We start from the raw sequence: 16,188 nt of genomic DNA, 5'->3' as shown, positions 1-16,188 counted from the left end.
CAAACATAGAATATGTTTTTTTACATTCCACTAAGCATCATCCCCCTAATCCAATAGTATCTGGTCACCTAATCAATCCGGTTTGAGTCACCGATCGTGACTATAAAACAGGCCGTAAAAGCCTGGGCAGTGGCTCCTGGACAGCGTAAAAAGCAGCCCACGGCTGCTTTGATCTTGCCCTGTAGCGTTCACTATTTGCTTCCAAACCCGGTGCCAGCCGTGCCTGACGCCGCCTTTTTGCCCGTTCCCGGTCTTTACGCAAAGATTCCGATAAAAATTAACGAGTTTCACCGTAACGGCAGGTAAATATTGCCCGATTTATACTTTTTTATACACAGGTAATCCCCATTTTCTGTGGATAAACCGACTCAAAGGGCGCCACCCCTGGTCAAAAAAAAGACCACTGGATAACTTACATGTTTTTTACCTTATCTGTTTGATTGTAATATTAAAAAGTCATGATTATGGGATAACATTGAGCTAAGCATAACCAGACTGGATGCTTTATGGACAAAACTGCTATTCGAGCCTTGCAGGTTGTTTATAGTGCAATTGCACATGACTTAACCGGCTGCTAAAGAGATTTAGCTGTTTTTCGGTCAAATAAATTATTAAGGAATAGTAAGTGGATATTCTTATAACTATTCTCCTGCGCTGAAAGTTAAAAACCAATAAGATGTCTTGATTGTTGATGGGCGGCTATTAAATAGCGATCAAAAAAGACGAAAGCTTTGCATAGTAGTTTTTTATTCTTTTAAAGCGGGGGATGGGTGAGATGAAGAATTTATTAGTGCTGGTTACGCTGGCAGTTAGCGGAATGAGCCATGCCGGTGAAAGCGTTACTTTAAGAATTGCCGATCAAAAAGGGAATATGCACGCGCAGCTGGAAGCTTCAGGATTGCTTAAAAATCTGCCGTTCAAAATCGAGTGGGCAGAATTTCCCGCCGCCGCGCCGCTGGCGGAAGCCTTGAATGCGGGTGCGGTAGATGTCGGTATTATCGGCGATGCGCCTTTATTATTTTCGGTAGCTGCCGGTTCTCAGGTGAAAGCTATTGCCGTTGATAAGTCCGATCCAGTGGGAACGGCTGTGATAGTCGGTAAAGATTCTACGCTAAGCAGCGCCGCCGATTTAAAAGGTAGGAGTATCGGCACGGGAAGAGGTTCGATCGGCCATTTTGTCGCCTTAAAAGCGCTGGCGCAGGCCGGGATCAAAGCAGATGAAGTGCGCTTTCGCTATCTGACGCCCGGCGACGCCAAAATTGCGCTGGCCAGCGGTGCCGTGGATGCCTGGGCAACCTGGGATCCCTATACCGCGCTGGCGGAAACTTCCGGCACGGGCCGCGTGCTGGTTAATGGGCGGGGGCTGACCACGGGTAACAGCTTCCTGGCGGCAACGGACAGCGCGCTTGCTAATCCCGCGAAACGCAAAGCCCTGCAAAGCTATGTTAATTTGCTGGCGCAGGCCGAACAGCGGGCCTATGCGGATATCGACGGTTATTCGGCCACGCTGGCAAAAATCATCGGCTTTCCTCAGGATGCAGTAAAACTCTCTTTCAGCCGTAGAAAAGCGCACTGGCAAACCATTGATGCGCAAACGGTAGCGCAGCAGCAGGCAACGGCGGATTTTTATCAGCAGCAGGGATTAATTGCGAAGCCTCTTAAAGTCGAGCCCACTTTCTATCGTGGCATAGAGGTTGCCAGCGGCAAGCATTAAGCTATTACAGTTGGCGTTACGGATATTAATCGTAGCGCTAACCTTTTATAGATCTATCTCCACATAGGAAGGCTGACTCAATGAACACTCTTCGGCAGAGATAATAGAGGTGGCTAAAACCACCAGAGGACTTTTTTTATCGCTCCAGAAAGGGATAGTTATTTTGATAGTTTGGGTATAAAGTTGCCCCCACTCGCCCAGCAGTACAGGCGCATCACCATCCTTTAACGCCGATCTGTGTAGTAACACAGCGGTAGCCTGATGGGTATTCAGTTCTTTATGATTTGCCGTGACCTGCTGAAGCGTTGTCTGCGCTGCCCATGATTCTACAGTTGCGCAATAATCCAGTGCCTCAGTATTTGCCATACAGAGGCCTGGCGCAAGCAAGCTCATGATTAAGATTATTTTTTTCATTATTGCACCACTAACTCCCTGTCGGTTGAGCTCACGATTTCCTGCCGGGCATGACGCCCGACGATAATACAGCCTTCAGAAGCATTTCCCGGTTCTTTTTTGCTGTCCCCGTGTATACGGAAAGCGTCGCGGCCATACATTTGATTTCCTCCTGAAGGTTCCAGAATAATAGTCAAAGGGCCTTTCGAATCAGTGTAACTTCCTATGGTATAGCGTCCCCGAGGAATAGGGCCTAATCCGTGTAGTGATTCTGAAGCGGGGTTGTTTTTATGGAACCCTTTTCCGCTATATCCCCGATCGATAAGCTTATCGTCATGATAGAGCTCGCCTGAATATTGGTGATAAATCCATGTCATAGTGCAATCTCCTTATTTTAACAATTTCTCCTGCCGACACAGAATCATCAATGCCTGTTATTTTTGCAAGTAATTTAATAACAGATTCAGACTGAGAAATAAGTTAATTAAAGAACGGGGGCCTGACTGCTGATCTGATGTTGGTAGTAGCGGCTGAGCGAAATCCCTGGAGCAAGGCCTTCAACAATAAGCCAGAGCTCAGCGAATGGCGGCAGCAAGAAGAAAGCGCGGCTTCAACGTTCTGGTGATTTATTACCGCGTTAATCCAGTACCAGGTTCAGAAGCTTTGCTCCATCAAATCCACCATTGCGCCCTGATGCGCATCGACGTTACGGATATAGCGCATCAAGGTTTCCGGTTTTTTCCAGGTTCCTTCCTGCATTATTTGGGCAACGCTGTAGCCCCGTTTCGCCATATCCTGTGCAGCGCCAACACGGGCGCTATGGCCGCTCCAGCCGCTATAACGTTTTTTGTTTGCCTTCACCGATTGTTGTGGCCCAACTGTCCGCCATGCCTGGGTGAAAATAGTCTCAAGGGCGGGTGTGCTCAGTGGTTTTTCCGTGATAATAGTGACTTTATCGGAACGGTGTACCGGACAGAAAAGAAAAGCGTCCGGTTCGCTCGCCAGTCCCGCTACCTTGATCCATTCAGTCAGGCGCTGGCTGGAAAGGGTGCTCAAAGCTTTAATCAGCCCGCCGGTTTGAACGATAGTTTTTGTCCAGCCTACGTCCAGAATAATGCGGCCGTCCTCCGCACGCGTAATATCACCAACCCGTAAACGGGCCAGTTCGCTAAGGCGCAGCAGCGTACCATAAGCCACATGCAGAAATGCCAGGTTACGCGTTTCCTGCTTGCGTGTCGCCTGCGACCAACGTTTATCGATGTCCAACAAGTCGGTCAATCGAAATGGAACCGCCTGTCCGGTACGCTCACCAGCGATCACGGCTGAACGGTTAATTTTCTTTATTGTGCGGAAAACGATGGGAGAAACCGTAGGCGAAACCACTCCAGCATTACGGTGCAGCATGGCAATTAAAGAGGCATGGGTGGCAATGGTTGAAGAGGCGCGACCGGAGAGCTGGAGCCAGGTTAAGTAATCACGCAAATCGGCCGCAGCCATGGGCAGAAAAGGGCGCTGGTTTTCCGTTGCCCATTGCCAGCAGATGCGCATCACGCTTAACAGCTGTCGCCAGGTATTGGCGGAAAAAGCCTCCTTATCCTGAACAAACTCTTTTAACCGTTGCGTTATCTCTTTATCCGCCGATATTGTCGGTAAAAAGGCGTCTGCTGCCGTTAGCTGTTGCATAAAATACGTCCCCATCGCACTGCCTGAAAAAGCTTCAGGTGGCGATAGCTTTTCTCGATCCGATAAAATAAGGGCATCATCTTACCGCCCGCTTGAATAGCTGTCCTGACTTTATATAAGGCCGGGATAACAGGCGCACAAAATTTCACCTGCGAAAATAAAGCAGGAGCCTGAACAGGGTCTACACTTATCTCCTGAAATAGCAGGAGAGCTAAGCATGCCTGACCAGGTTCTTGTTTTTGACGTTAATGAAACGCTTCTGGATATAGAAGCAGTAAATCCGATTTTCGGCCGGATATTTAATGACCAGCAGGCTATGCGCCAGTGGTTTTCAGAACTGATCCTCTATTCGCAGTCACTCACTCTCAGTGGCGACTATCACCCTTTTGGCGAGCTTGCAGTAGCCGTATTACGAATGGTTGCTGATATAAGAGGCATGCAACTTTCTGAACGCGATATTGCCGAATTCAGCCAGCGAATGGCGACGTTGCCGGCGCATCGGGATGCCGCGCCAGCTTTGGAAATGCTCAGCGCGGCAGGTTTTCATATGGTAACGCTTACCAACTCATCAGCCGAGGCTGGCCAGCAAGCGCTGGCGCAATCGGGTCTGGATCGCTTCTTTGCCCGGCAATTTTCAGTTGAGGAGGTTAAGCGATTTAAACCCGCTCCTGAAAATTACACCCATGTTGCGCAGGTATTAGGAAAAGAGGCGAGATCCCTGCGACTGATTGCGGCCCATAATTGGGATGTTTTGGGCGCAATAGCCTGCGGATGGAAGGGCGCGCTGGTTACGCGGCCAGGGAATGCAGCCCTGAGCATTGGTGGGCAGCCTGACATAGTGGAAAAAGATTTGCTGGCCCTTGCTCAGCGCATTATCGACATGGATTAACCCCGGTAAGAAAGGAAACTAGTCTCAGCAGGTGAATGCAATAAGAGGCTGTAAATTTAAGTAAAAATGAATGCTTTATAACGTTAACGAACCGATGATATTAAGCCAAAATTAACCCCTTTCCGGGCTAAAATTCAGGATTCAACGGGAACAGATGCCATATTCAACCTCCTTTCGTGTATTTACGGTTTTGGCGCTTATGACGCTGGCGGGCTGTTCCTCTCATACAGCCGATGAGGCAAAACATCGCGCAACGGGCGAAACGACCAGCCAGGCTGGCGAACCCGATCTTATTCCGGTTATAGCGGCATTACACGATCAGATGTATTCATGGGAAGGCACACCTTATCAGTGGGGCGGCACAGAACTTTCCGGCGTCGATTGTTCAGGTTTCGTCTGGCGTACGCTCAGGGATCGCTTTAATCTGCCTATGAAGCGCGTGACTACCAGCCAGCTAATTCATATGGGAACACGGATCCAACCCGAACATTTGCAGCCTGGTGACCTGGTTTTTTTCCGGGTTAATCGGCAGATGCATGTTGGTTTTTATGATACCGATCGCTACTTCCTCCATGCTTCGGCCAGCCGTGGCGTAATGCGTTCTTCACTGGATAACGTTTACTGGAAATCTGTTTTCCTGGAGGCCCGCAGGTTACCCAAGGAGCGGGGCGCGCAAATCTCCCTTAATTACGACCAGCAGGATAAGGACGTGCTGGCAAAAAATTAATGCCTGGCCGCCAGCCTGATTCCCTGTATGGGGATCAGGCGGCATTGTAAAGCCGTCAGCGATAAACGACTTCTATCCCAATCCGATCTCTCTTTCTCCTCTTTTCCTCATAGATGCCTGATATATTTTGATCGCGCTACGTTAATTCTGGCGGTTTTGCAGGGGGGCTGCCTACCAGAATTTACGTAGCGCACGCTATTCATAGTGTTTGTTTCAACGGCAAAACCGGCCTGAAAGCGCTGTCTGCCCTGTTCTGACTTTATATAAGTCCCATTATATAAAGTCAGAGGTCTGCAGATAGCTTGTTATGGCCTGTTGAACTACTGTTCCAGAAAGAGCCGGGCGCTCCCGGCGTTGTTTTTACTGATAAAGTCAGGGATTATTTACTCCTGAATTTTTGTTAATAAGAAATCACCTGCATGATCGATCCTTGTTCAGCGCCGCCGCGCACCCGGCTGGCCGCCTTTATAAAAAGATTCTGGCCGCGTCCGCTGGCGGCGGCTCCGCGACAAATTTTAATCTCAGGGTTGGGGGCCAGCATTGGCCTGTTGGTAACCAGCCTCTTCAGCCACTGGGTGCTGGGCGGGGTAAACATTGCCCTGATTGCGCCAATGGGCGCTTCCGCCGTGCTGCTTTTCGCCGCGCCCAATAGTCCGCTGGCGCAGCCCTGGGCAGTTATCGGCGGCAACTTCGTTGCGGCCATCACCGGCCTGACCGTAGTGCATTATATTGAGCAGCCCGTTATCGGCGCGGCGCTTGCCGTAGGTTTATCAATTGTGCTGATGTTTAAATTACGTTGCCTGCATCCGCCCGGCGGCGCAATAGCCTTGACTACGGTACTGAGCGGCCATGCGCAGGGGATGAGTGGTTATCATTTTGCGTTTGCGCCGGTGCTGCTCAATTCCGTTGCGCTGACCGTTGTGGCGATCCTCTTCAATAACCTGTGCGGGCGCCGCTACCCCCATCCACTGGCGGCCATTGAACCGCAGCCAAAAGAGGTGCAGATGCAGGTAGCGATTTCGCGGCAGGATCTGCATCAGGCGCTGATGAAAGGCGAATTTCTGGATATCGACGAAGAAGATTTACAGGAAGTTTTGCAGCAGGCAGAAAATATTGCCCAGGCCCGTCAGGCAGGAAATATCCTGGCGCAGCAAGCGCTGCTTAACGGCAAAAACTAATGTGCCTCATAGCGGAGGCAGCCAGTTGAGGCCTCCGCTATCGCTTATTAATGGTGGGGCTGCGCCAGCTCTTCTTCTCTCAATCCGCTTGCTTTCAGAACGGAATCAAGCGGTACGCCCAGCGAAAGCAGATTTTCCGCCATTTCTCTTTTTCCCTCAAGGCGGCCTTTTTCCTTACCCTGTTCAATGCCTTGCTCAATGCCTGTCTTCAGGCCTTTCTGCTCAAAATATTGCGCTATAGTCATCAGCTTCTCCTTGTGCTGCGGCACTCGCCGTGCCAGTTCATGAACAAAAGCGGCTGGCTCAGCGGTTTCGCCAGCCAGCACAAGATAGTTTATCAGCGACGAGAGTTGCTGTCCCGTCATCTCCTCTTTTTGCAAAATAGCAACCAGCTTGTTCATTAAGCTGGCCATATCCCGCTGGTAGATGTGCTTTTGCAGCAATGTTAACGCTGCCATGCTGCGATGGTTCATTATTTCTTCATCGGGAATAACGGTTACGTCAACCAGGGGAAACTGCCGGTTGTAAAGCTCCGCGGCCAGCTCCGGATTGTCGAATTCATCGAGCCAGCGAACCGGATAAGGGTAGGGGCTGCGCTTGCCGGCGTAAAATAAAACCGGGATCACCAGCGGCAGCTTTTCGTAACCAGCATCAAGATGGCGCTGCATAGCGCCAATAGCATAACGGAGCAGGCGAAAACCCATATGGCGATCCGGCGAGGACTGATGCTCAATCAATACATAAATAAAACCATCGCCTTGCGAAGTTTTCACGCTATAGAGTACGTCACTGAAGTAAGCGCGCAGATCATCTTCAATAAAACTACCTGATTCCAGGCTAAGCGTCGTGAAATCGCATAGCTTCTGCAAGCGCGCCGGTAAATGCAATTCCATAAAATCCCGGGCGGTCTGTGGGTGGCTCAAACACTGTTTGAAAGCCGCATCATGCGGCGTGGTCACGCGGTGTTTACCGCGCCTCGCTTTCCTTGCGTTCATGGCTTTGCCAATCCTTTTCAGATTAATTTTTGTCCGAAAAGGATTTTATAGGAATTATTTGGATATAAACTCCATAAGCTTCACAAAAATAACAACGAGCTTGCCAGCACTCAGAAAGCGTAGTTAAGCGACAGCCAGTAATTACGGCCAGGTGTGACATAACCCGTGGTTGAAGCCAGCGTCTGGAAGTAATCACCGGCGTAGACGGAACTGTTGCCTGCCCGGTAGAGCGCCACCTTAGAGAAATCTTTATCCAGCACGTTATTCACGGTGCCGTTCAGCGTGAGCTGTGGCGTCAGCTTCAGCGAAGCGCCAAGGTTAACTACCGTCCAGGCCTTCAGGTAAGCGCCGCGATCGTCCACAACCGCTTTCTGAATCGCGCTCAAATTACTATAGCTGGTAGTATTACGTACTGTTTTGCCGTGATATTCCGCTGCCAGCCAGGTGCTGAAATCCTCAGTTACGTTCCAGTTAAGACGAGCGTTAGCCATCTGCCGCGGCGTATTGGTCAGCGGGGCGCCAGGGTTATCGCCGCCGCGCTGGCGGCTGTTGGTATAGGTATAGTTCAGGTTCAGCGTGACATCTGTCAGCAGCGGGAAAGCGCTGGCTACTTCAATGCCCTGAGTAACGGCCTTGCCTACGTTACGATAAGAATAGGTTGAATCATCGATCGTTTCCGATTCAATCGCGTTGCGGAAATTGTTGATAAAGCCGGTCAGGTTAGCCTTGACGCCATCATTTTCATAATAGAGGCCGGTTTCATAGTTAACGCTGGTTTCTGGTTTCAGGTTGGGATTGCCAACAGTGGAAACCAGGCCGTTACCAGCCACGCCGCTGACGCCATTATGCAACTGGCTAAGCGAAGGGGTTTTATAGCCGGTGCTGACACCGCCTTTCACCGTCCAGTCATCATTAACGCTCCAGACAAGATAGGCGCGCGGGCTGATATGGCCGCTGAAACTGTCATGTTTTTCATAGCGGGCGCCCCAGGTTAGCGAGAGAGGATCGAGCAGCTGCCAGTCATCTTCCGCAAACAGCGCCCAGGTTTGCTGCTGAAAAGTCTCGCCGCTGTTGGCCAGCACGATGCCATCTTTCAGGCGTGCATCCCAGTATTGTCCGCCCACCTGCAAGAGATGATCTTCACTCAGCGGCGCAACCAGGCTGGTATCCAGAATGGTATTGGTATTTTTCAGCTCGCGATCGCTGCCACTGAGGTTTTGATTAGCTTGTGACAGAGTACGCGGCGTTAACACCCGGCCTTTGTTTTGCGTCTGCGCCCATGAAAGACTGGAGCTCCAGCGGCCAAAGCTCAAATCCGTATCATGACCGATCACCACTTTGTCACGCTGGTAGCGCAGTTCATCGCGATAGCCGCCGCCGCTGGTGCCGATCGGGCCGAGTTGACCATCGCGGTTGTCGTAAGTCTGACGCGCGGTTTCACCATCGATCCACAGCGTATTTTTCTCGCTGGTCTGGTAGTTGAGGCGGCCACCCAGGCTGTAATTTTCCGTTTTAGTGGGATAAGGAATACGCGTATTGCTGCCGCTGTCGCTGAGACTGGTAACGCTGGAGCCCTGGGTATGCTGAATATTGCCGCGCAGAGCGAGACTTAATTTTTTATCAATTAACGGTCCGCTGGTATTAAAGCCGAGCGTGGTGCCGTCGCCCCATTTACTGTGCTCCTGCACCGAATGGGAAAGATTAACGCCGCCGTGCCAGGCTTCCGTATTCTTTTTGGTAATGATATTGATTACGCCGCCCATAGCATCGGATCCGTATAGCGTGGACATAGGGCCACGGATCACCTCGATATGATCGATAGCGGAGAGCGGCGGCATCATTGCGGTATTCAGCGTATCGAAACCGTTCGGCGTCGCATCCGAACTGGCATTCTGGCGCACGCCGTCGATTAGGATCAGCGTATAGCTGCCGGGCATCCCGCGAATGCTGATATCCAGGCCACCGGTTTTACCCGTACCGCTGCGCACATCAACGCCTTCCACGCCGCTCAGCGCCTGGCCCAGATCGGTATAATTTTTCTGCTGCAGCTCTTTTTCGCCAATCAGCGAGACGGAAGCAGGCGCATGGGTCAGCTTCTGTTCATAGCCGCTGGCGGTCACCACCATCTCGTCCTGAGCGAAAGCGGTAGCGGTAAGCGAAGAGAGAAGCGCGAAGGTTATGGCATTGATTTTCACTGTTATTTTTCCGTTTTAACGTTGCTATTGTTAACAGTCGGAAACAATAAACAGCAAAGTCTAAACGCTTCGTAAACGATAATAGATATTATAATGATTTTCGTTATCAATAAGAGCCAGCGACAGCGACCGTCAAACAGCGCGGCCGCCGCCGTACACTCAGACCGTTTCCACTACGGCAATTTTTGCTTCGATAAACTCAACCACGGCGCGCGTAACTTCCGCTGTATTCGCTTTACCGCCAACGTCCGGCGTCAAAATGCCTTTGCCACAGGCATCATCAATACCCTGCATAATCAGCGAGGCTGCCTGATGCTCACCCAAATGTTCCAGCATCTGTGCAGCAGTCCAGAAAGTGGCGATCGGATTAGCGATACCTTTGCCGGTAATATCAAAGGCTGAACCGTGAATAGGTTCGAACATAGAAGGGAAGCGACGTTCCGGATCGATATTGGCCGTCGGCGCGACGCCCAGGCTTCCAGCCAGCGCGCCGGCCAGGTCGGAAAGAATATCAGCATGCAGATTCGTCGCTACTATGGTATCCAGCGTTTGCGGATGCAGCGTCATGCGATGAGTCATGGCATCAACCAGCATTTTATCCCAGGTGACATCAGGAAACTCCTGAGCGACCTCGGCGGCAATTTCATCCCACATCACCATGCCGTGACGCTGAGCGTTAGATTTAGTTACCACAGTGAGCAGCTTGCGTGGTCGTGACTGCGCCAGCTTAAAGGCATAGCGCATAATACGCGTTACCCCTACGCGAGTGAAAATCGCCAGTTCTGTGCCGACTTCTTCTGGCAAACCACGATGCGTACGGCCGCCGTTGCCGGAATATTCGCCTTCTGAGTTTTCGCGAACGATCGCCCAATCCAGATCGCCAGGCCCACAGTTACGCAATGGCGGAGTAATGCCCGGCAGAATTTTGGTAGGTCGCACGTTGGCATACTGATCGAAACCCTGGCAAATCGGCAGCCGCAGTCCCCACAGCGTAATATGATCCGGCACGTTTGGCGCGCCGACTGCGCCAAAAAAGATAGCGTCAAACGCCTTAAGCGTTTTCAGGCCATCCTCCGGCATCATTACGCCATGTTGCAGATAGTAATCGGAACCCCAGTCGAAAGTTTCAATATGAAAATTAAGCTGGCTGTCCTGGCGCTCCAGCGCGCGCAGGACTTCAATACCCGCTGAAATCACTTCAGGGCCGATACCATCGGCAGGAATAGCAGCAATCGCATAGTTACGCATAGTAATCTCCATTTATAAATGAGTTTGTTGAGGAAGATGAGCACGCTCCACCTTGCGCTGGCGCGAAGAGAGCCAAAGCACAATCAGAGCGGAAAGGATCAGCAGCCCGGCGACAAACCAAAGTCCCCATGTATAGCTGCCGGTTTGCTGACGGATCACGCCGATAACGGTGGGGCCGACAAAGCCGCCCAGGTTGCCGATAGAATTAATAGTGGCGATGCCTGCCGCTGCGGCCGGGCCAGATAAAAACAGTGTCGGCATGCTCCACAGCGGCGGCTTGGCGGCGCTGATGCCCAGGGTTACCAGCGTCAGTGCCAGCATCACGCCCAGCAGAGAACTGATGCTGCCAGCGTAGATCAGTCCGGCCGCGGCCAGCATGCAGGCAAAAATCACATGCCAGCTTCGCTCGCCGGTACGATCGGAATGGCGCGCCCACAGCACCATGCCAATAACGCCGATCACAGCGGGAAAAGCGTTTAAAAAGCCTGTTTGCAACGCGGAAGTGCCAAAGGTATGAATCAGCTGCGGTGCCCAGATCCCCAGGGTGTAAAGGCCCGCCGAAGTCCCGAAGTAGACCAGCGCCAGCGCCAGTACGCGGCTATCCGCCAGGCCACGCAGGGCGCTTTGATGCGACTGAGGACGCGAGCTGGCTTCTGCCTGCAGCGTGGTGCTCAGCCACTCGCGCTCCTCGTCATTCAGCCAGCGGGCCTTTTCAGGCCGGTCAGTCATCACAAACAGCACTGCTACACCGGCGACCACGGCAGGCACAGCCTCCAGCACGAACATCCATTGCCAGCCAGCGAAACCGAGCAGGCCGTGCATTTCCAGCAGCATGGCGGAAAGCGGCGAACCGAGCGCGGTGGAAATTGGCGCGGCGGCCATAAAAATGGCGGTAATCTGCGCACGGCGGGCAGCGGGAAACCAATAGCTCAGATAAAGAATAATGCCGGGAAAAAAACCAGCTTCCGCCACGCCCAGCAGAAAGCGCAAGGTGTAGAAGCTACTGACACCCTGAACCAGCGCCATGCAGGCAGAAACGATCCCCCAACTAATCATGACGCGGGCTATCCAGATGCGCGCGCCAACCTTGTGCAAAATAAGATTGCTGGGAACCTCAAACAGAAAGTAACCGAGAAAAAAGATCCCCGCACCAATGCCAAATACCGTCGGCGAAAAGCCCAGATCCTGATTCATGGTCAGGGCGGCAAAGCCGATATTGACGCGGTCGAGAAAGGCGATGAAATAAAGCAGCATAATAAAGGGCACGATGCGCAAAGTGACTTTACGCATCACCTGTTTTTCAAGGCGATGAGTCATGAGTTTGCTCCACGGTTGCAGGATAAGGGCTTTTTGTTGTTGTCGTAATCAGTATGCCGATCCGGCTGGCGTTTACAGCGCAGGTGGTTTATATAAATAATTTGAATAATGCGCGGGCAGGAAAATTATGGATATAAATCAGCTACGTTGTTTTATGGTGCTGAGTGAGGAGCTTCACTTTGGCCGGGCGGCGCAAAAGCTGGAAATGATGCCTGCGTCACTCAGCCGTTTTATTCGTTTGCTGGAAGAAGAGCTGGGGCAGCGTTTGCTTAATCGGTCAACCCGTAACGTGGCGCTGACGCCGGAAGGCGCGGCTTTTCTGCAGGATGCGGCAAAAGTGGTAAAAGCATTTGATGAGCTTTCCGTACGCTTTCGCGGCCAGCGTCAGGGCAAGAAAACCACGCTGCGCATCGGCGCCATCGACAGCGCGGCGCGGGGCTTGCTGCCGCAGCTGCTGCACAGATTCAGAGATATTTGCCCGGAAGCCGATGTGCATCTCACCGAAGATAAAACTACCGCGCTGATCCCACGCCTCAAATCAGGCTGGCTGGATCTGATATTTGTCCGGCCGCCAGAAACGCTGGATGTGCATCTGACATCCCGTTTTATTACCAGCGAAAATTGCGTACTGGCGGTGCCCGCCGATCATCCGCTGGCCGCTAAAATGCTGGTCACGGTCAGCGATTTTCTTGACGAACCCATGATAGTGCCAGAAAGACGTTCGCGGCCGCACAGTCACGATCTGACGATAAACCTGTTTAAAGCCGCCGGCGCCGCACCGCATATTTCCCACTTTGCGGAAGAGAAACAAACTATTCTAAGTTTTGTCAGCGCCGGACTGGGGCTGGCAATAGTGCCAGCTTCCTATAAAAATATGAACGGCGACGGCGTCAGTTATATTGCGCTGCGGCTGGATGAAAATATAAAAGGGCTGCCGCTAAGCGCGATTTGGCTACAGGGGAATAATCATCTTTATGTTAATGCGCTTCTGGCGTTATTAGCGAGCGAAAAAGCAAGCCTGACGGCAGCGCTATAAATTAAATCAATCTACCTTATAACTAATTGCTCGCGCGGCTGGAATAACCACGCCCAGCCTCTTGTTTAGCTGTAATGCGGTAAAGCTAATTTGTTTTTCGCATTTGCTTCAAAGTCCTTATCTCCCTAAGAATGGCCTTAGCCTGGCGACAGCTAAGATCGCTGGCCGCACTTTTTTATTTCTGTCTACAGGGACAGGGAATGAACTTTTCGATCGGGAGAATCACCTGCAATGAAATTATCCGGCTCTATAACGGCTTTGTCCGTGGTATTCGCCAGTTTTGCCCTCCAGGCTGCGGAACCTTTTGTGCCTGTTTCCCCTACGCTCCATGTTGCAGCCGATCCGGCGCTAAAGAGCAGCCTGCCAGCGGAAGTAATAACGCGCGGCTATATTATCGCTGGCACTAACCCTAATACGCCGCCGACTACGTTCTATAAAGAAGATAATAAAACCCTGGCGGGACGCGAAATAGACGTGATGAACGCCGTTGGGCAGCGGCTGGGTATTGAGGTGCGCTGGCTGGATACCGGCGGTTTCGACAATATTATTCCGGGTCTGAAAACCGGACGCTACGATGTAGCACTTTCCAATATCAACGCCACCAAAACCCGTCTGCAGCAGGTCGATTTTATCGGCTATTACAACGCCTCAAAACTTGGCCTAATCGCGTTGAAAAGCGCCAATATCAAACCCTTTACCTCCTTGCAGGCCGTGTGCGGCCAGAAAATCGGCGCGGGTGCGGGCACCACGCAAATCACGCGCTTGCAGGAAGCCAGCCAGGCGTGTGAAGCGGCCGGGAAAAAGCCGATTGATATCGCCATCTTCCCGGATCGTCCCGCAGGCGTGCAGGCCGTGGTTAGCGGACGCGTGCCGATGTTCTTCGGCCCTTATGAAGGGCTGACCTGGCAGGTGAACCTGATTAAACCGCTGACGATGGCGGGTGAGGTACATGTCAACGATGCGCCAGTTTCCATTGCTTTCCAAAAAAGTTCTGCGCTGGAAGCGCCGGTGCAACAAGCGCTGGCTTCCCTGATAAAAGACGGCAGCTACCAGAAAATTTTGGATAACTGGCACATTGGGTTCGGCGCCGTTACCGCCGCCAAACGTAATGAAGAGATCTTTCAATGAGCGGTCAGACTGAAAGCGACGCGCGTGAGCTAAAAATAGTAGGTAAACGCTACTATGGGCGCTGGCTGAGCGCGCTGCTGGTGTTGCTGGTGCTGGCGTTAATTATAAACTCCATGATGCATAACCCGCGCTTCGAATGGCAGGTGATAGCGGAGAGTTTTACCGGCGAATCTATTCTCAACGGCGTGCTGATGACGCTACAGCTTACCGCTATTTCGGTGGTGCTGGGTTTTGCTTTCGGCACCGTGCTGGCGCTGATGCGTCTCTCCGCCAATCCGGTTTTAAAAAGCGTTAGCTGGGCCTATATCTGGTTTTTTCGCGGCGTGCCGATGCTGGTGCAACTTTTTCTTTGGTACAACATCGCGGCGCTTTATCCCGATTTTTCGCTGTCGCTGCCGGGGTTCGGCACCGTCTGGAGCGTACCGGCCAACAGCCTGATTAGCCCGTTCAGCGCAGCGGTAATTGCGCTGGTGATGCATCAGTCAGCCTACGCGGCGGAAATAGTGCGTGCCGGTATCCAGAGCGTGGGTAACGGCCAGATCGAAGCGGCGCGAGCGCTGGGCTATCGTCCGGCTGCAATTTTCCGTCATACCGTCCTGCCGCAGGCAATGCGCGCTATTCTGCCGCCAGCGGGCAATGAAATTATCGGCCAGCTGAAAACAACAGCGGTGGTTTCCGTGATTTCACTACAGGATGTCCTCTTTTCGGCGCAAATTATCTATCAGCGTACTTATCAGGTGATCCCTCTGCTGCTGGTCGCCACGCTGTGGTATTTGCTGCTGACGTCCCTCCTTTCCGTTGGGCAATATTGGGTGGAGCGCCATTTTGCTCGCGGTGTACATCGTCAGGTCACCGAGCCGGGCAGGCTGTCCTTGCTTAACGCGCTGCGGGCAAAACGAGCGGAGGCCAGCCATGGCTGAGGCAATTCAGTTACGTAATATCACCAAAAAGTTTAGCGGCAACCCCATCCTGAAGGGCGTGGATCTGGATATTCCTGCCGGTTCGGTCACCGTTATTCTTGGCCCATCCGGCTCGGGGAAATCGACGCTGCTGCGCTGCATCAACCATCTGGAAAAGCTGGATGGCGGCACTATCCGCATCGGCGAGGCGCTGGTTGGCTATCGCCAAAAGGGCGAATATCTTTATGAACTTAGCGACCGGGAAGTCGCCGCGCAGCGCAGCCGTATTGGAATGGTTTTTCAGCAGTTCAACCTGTTTCCGCACCGTACCGTTTTACAGAATATTATTGATGCGCCGATGCGGCTGCGTAAAAAATCGCGGCAGCAGGCCAGCGAACATGCCCGCCAGCTACTGAAACAGGTCGGCCTGGGCGGCAGAGAGAACGCCTGGCCGTCACAGCTTTCCGGCGGCCAGCAGCAGCGCGTCGCCATCGCTCGTGCGCTGGCGATGGAGCCTGAAGTGATTCTGTTCGACGAGCCGACCTCTGCGCTTGATCCTGAACTGGTTGGCGAAGTCCTTCAGGTTATCCGCCAGCTGGCCCATTGCGGCATTACGCTGGTGGTGGTTACGCATGAAATTGGCTTCGCCCGTGAGGTAGCGGATCAGATTGTCTTTATGGATGAAGGACAGATTGTGGCATGCGGGCCTGCGCGTGCCATTCTGGAAGCCTCGGATAACCCTCGCGTGCGTAATTTTATTGCTACCGTGCTTTAGCCAGGAAATTT

15 protein-coding genes are annotated in these 16,188 nt (G+C 52.3%); 8 read left to right on the top strand and 7 right to left on the bottom strand.

Going from position 1 to position 16,188, the window contains the following annotated elements:
* Positions 1-775: 775 nt before the first annotated feature.
* Complete coding sequence (locus ACETPC_RS03285; RefSeq protein WP_380178548.1) at positions 776-1,714, top strand: ABC transporter substrate-binding protein; 939 nt, start codon at positions 776-778, stop codon at positions 1,712-1,714.
* A gap of 45 nt (positions 1,715-1,759) precedes the next feature.
* On the opposite strand, the gene ACETPC_RS03280 is transcribed toward ACETPC_RS03285, so the two are convergent.
* The 3 genes from ACETPC_RS03280 to ACETPC_RS03270 form a co-directional block, all read right to left on the bottom strand.
* The gene (locus ACETPC_RS03280; protein ID WP_380178547.1) at positions 1,760-2,128 is read right to left on the bottom strand and encodes a hypothetical protein; all 369 of its coding nucleotides are present in this window, start codon (positions 2,126-2,128) and stop codon (positions 1,760-1,762) included.
* The gene (locus tag ACETPC_RS03275) at positions 2,128-2,484 is read right to left on the bottom strand and encodes a tlde1 domain-containing protein (RefSeq protein WP_380178545.1); all 357 of its coding nucleotides are present in this window, start codon (positions 2,482-2,484) and stop codon (positions 2,128-2,130) included. Before ACETPC_RS03275 ends, ACETPC_RS03280 begins: the two co-directional genes overlap by 1 nt.
* 277 nt (positions 2,485-2,761) lie before the next feature.
* A complete protein-coding gene (locus tag ACETPC_RS03270; protein WP_380178544.1) occupies positions 2,762-3,790 on the bottom strand; it encodes a tyrosine-type recombinase/integrase in 1,029 nt (342 codons plus the stop codon).
* Between the two features lie 217 nt (positions 3,791-4,007).
* Between ACETPC_RS03270 and ACETPC_RS03265 the strand changes: the two genes are divergently transcribed.
* The 3 genes from ACETPC_RS03265 (at position 4,008) to ACETPC_RS03255 (ending at position 6,584) form a co-directional block, all read left to right on the top strand.
* Positions 4,008-4,679: a haloacid dehalogenase type II gene (locus tag ACETPC_RS03265; RefSeq protein WP_380178542.1), complete on the top strand. Its 672-nt coding sequence runs from the start codon at positions 4,008-4,010 to the stop codon at positions 4,677-4,679.
* Positions 4,680-4,833: 154 nt separating this feature from the next.
* Complete coding sequence (locus ACETPC_RS03260; RefSeq protein ID WP_380178540.1) at positions 4,834-5,406, top strand: C40 family peptidase; 573 nt, start codon at positions 4,834-4,836, stop codon at positions 5,404-5,406.
* 419 nt (positions 5,407-5,825) lie between these two features.
* Entirely contained in the window at positions 5,826-6,584 is a 759-nt protein-coding gene (locus ACETPC_RS03255; RefSeq protein ID WP_380178538.1) for an HPP family protein, read from the top strand.
* A 47-nt stretch (positions 6,585-6,631) separates the two neighbouring features.
* Here the strand turns inward: ACETPC_RS03255 and ACETPC_RS03250 are convergent, their stop codons facing one another.
* The 4 genes from ACETPC_RS03250 to ACETPC_RS03235 all read right to left on the bottom strand — a co-directional run bounded on the left by ACETPC_RS03250 (position 6,632) and on the right by ACETPC_RS03235 (position 12,339).
* A complete protein-coding gene (locus tag ACETPC_RS03250; RefSeq protein ID WP_380178536.1) occupies positions 6,632-7,579 on the bottom strand; it encodes an Rpn family recombination-promoting nuclease/putative transposase in 948 nt (315 codons plus the stop codon).
* 110 nt (positions 7,580-7,689) lie between these two features.
* A complete protein-coding gene (locus ACETPC_RS03245; protein ID WP_380178534.1) occupies positions 7,690-9,774 on the bottom strand; it encodes a TonB-dependent receptor in 2,085 nt (694 codons plus the stop codon).
* A gap of 159 nt (positions 9,775-9,933) precedes the next feature.
* Positions 9,934-11,022: a tartrate dehydrogenase gene (locus ACETPC_RS03240; protein ID WP_380178532.1), complete on the bottom strand. Its 1,089-nt coding sequence runs from the start codon at positions 11,020-11,022 to the stop codon at positions 9,934-9,936.
* Between the two features lie 12 nt (positions 11,023-11,034).
* Positions 11,035-12,339, bottom strand: coding sequence for an MFS transporter (locus tag ACETPC_RS03235; protein ID WP_380178530.1), 1,305 nt, complete (start codon positions 12,337-12,339; stop codon positions 11,035-11,037).
* Between the two features lie 127 nt (positions 12,340-12,466).
* Between ACETPC_RS03235 and ACETPC_RS03230 the strand changes: the two genes are divergently transcribed.
* The 4 genes from ACETPC_RS03230 to ACETPC_RS03215 all read left to right on the top strand — a co-directional run bounded on the left by ACETPC_RS03230 (position 12,467) and on the right by ACETPC_RS03215 (position 16,177).
* On the top strand, positions 12,467-13,375 hold the full coding sequence (locus ACETPC_RS03230) for a LysR family transcriptional regulator (RefSeq protein ID WP_380178528.1): 909 nt from the start codon (positions 12,467-12,469) through the stop codon (positions 13,373-13,375).
* A gap of 231 nt (positions 13,376-13,606) precedes the next feature.
* Positions 13,607-14,503 (top strand): ABC transporter substrate-binding protein, encoded by an 897-nt coding sequence (locus ACETPC_RS03225; protein ID WP_380178526.1) that lies wholly within the window; start codon positions 13,607-13,609, stop codon positions 14,501-14,503.
* Positions 14,500-15,423: an amino acid ABC transporter permease gene (locus ACETPC_RS03220; RefSeq protein WP_380178524.1), complete on the top strand. Its 924-nt coding sequence runs from the start codon at positions 14,500-14,502 to the stop codon at positions 15,421-15,423. The genes ACETPC_RS03225 and ACETPC_RS03220 overlap by 4 nt, the downstream gene beginning before the upstream one ends.
* Positions 15,416-16,177: an amino acid ABC transporter ATP-binding protein gene (locus ACETPC_RS03215; protein ID WP_380178522.1), complete on the top strand. Its 762-nt coding sequence runs from the start codon at positions 15,416-15,418 to the stop codon at positions 16,175-16,177. The genes ACETPC_RS03220 and ACETPC_RS03215 overlap by 8 nt, the downstream gene beginning before the upstream one ends.
* Positions 16,178-16,188: the final 11 nt, after the last annotated feature.

This window comes from Pantoea sp. sgz302252 (assembly GCF_042610525.1).
GTDB lineage: Bacteria > Pseudomonadota > Gammaproteobacteria > Enterobacterales > Enterobacteriaceae > Erwinia.
Note: the sequence above shows the minus strand (reverse complement) of the source record. Positions and strands in the feature narration are given on the sequence as shown.

Coding starts and splice junctions, on each gene's coding strand:
- ACETPC_RS03220 (WP_380178524.1), top strand. CDS start 14,500: ATGAGCGGTCAGACTGAAAGCGACGCGCGTGAGCTAAAAATAGTAGGT.
- ACETPC_RS03285 (WP_380178548.1), top strand. CDS start 776: ATGAAGAATTTATTAGTGCTGGTTACGCTGGCAGTTAGCGGAATGAGC.
- ACETPC_RS03265 (WP_380178542.1), top strand. CDS start 4,008: ATGCCTGACCAGGTTCTTGTTTTTGACGTTAATGAAACGCTTCTGGAT.
- ACETPC_RS03235 (WP_380178530.1), bottom strand. CDS start 12,339: ATGACTCATCGCCTTGAAAAACAGGTGATGCGTAAAGTCACTTTGCGC.
- ACETPC_RS03240 (WP_380178532.1), bottom strand. CDS start 11,022: ATGCGTAACTATGCGATTGCTGCTATTCCTGCCGATGGTATCGGCCCT.
- ACETPC_RS03255 (WP_380178538.1), top strand. CDS start 5,826: ATGATCGATCCTTGTTCAGCGCCGCCGCGCACCCGGCTGGCCGCCTTT.
- ACETPC_RS03280 (WP_380178547.1), bottom strand. CDS start 2,128: ATGAAAAAAATAATCTTAATCATGAGCTTGCTTGCGCCAGGCCTCTGT.
- ACETPC_RS03275 (WP_380178545.1), bottom strand. CDS start 2,484: ATGACATGGATTTATCACCAATATTCAGGCGAGCTCTATCATGACGAT.
- ACETPC_RS03270 (WP_380178544.1), bottom strand. CDS start 3,790: ATGCAACAGCTAACGGCAGCAGACGCCTTTTTACCGACAATATCGGCG.
- ACETPC_RS03260 (WP_380178540.1), top strand. CDS start 4,834: ATGCCATATTCAACCTCCTTTCGTGTATTTACGGTTTTGGCGCTTATG.
- ACETPC_RS03225 (WP_380178526.1), top strand. CDS start 13,607: ATGAAATTATCCGGCTCTATAACGGCTTTGTCCGTGGTATTCGCCAGT.
- ACETPC_RS03250 (WP_380178536.1), bottom strand. CDS start 7,579: ATGAACGCAAGGAAAGCGAGGCGCGGTAAACACCGCGTGACCACGCCG.
- ACETPC_RS03215 (WP_380178522.1), top strand. CDS start 15,416: ATGGCTGAGGCAATTCAGTTACGTAATATCACCAAAAAGTTTAGCGGC.
- ACETPC_RS03230 (WP_380178528.1), top strand. CDS start 12,467: ATGGATATAAATCAGCTACGTTGTTTTATGGTGCTGAGTGAGGAGCTT.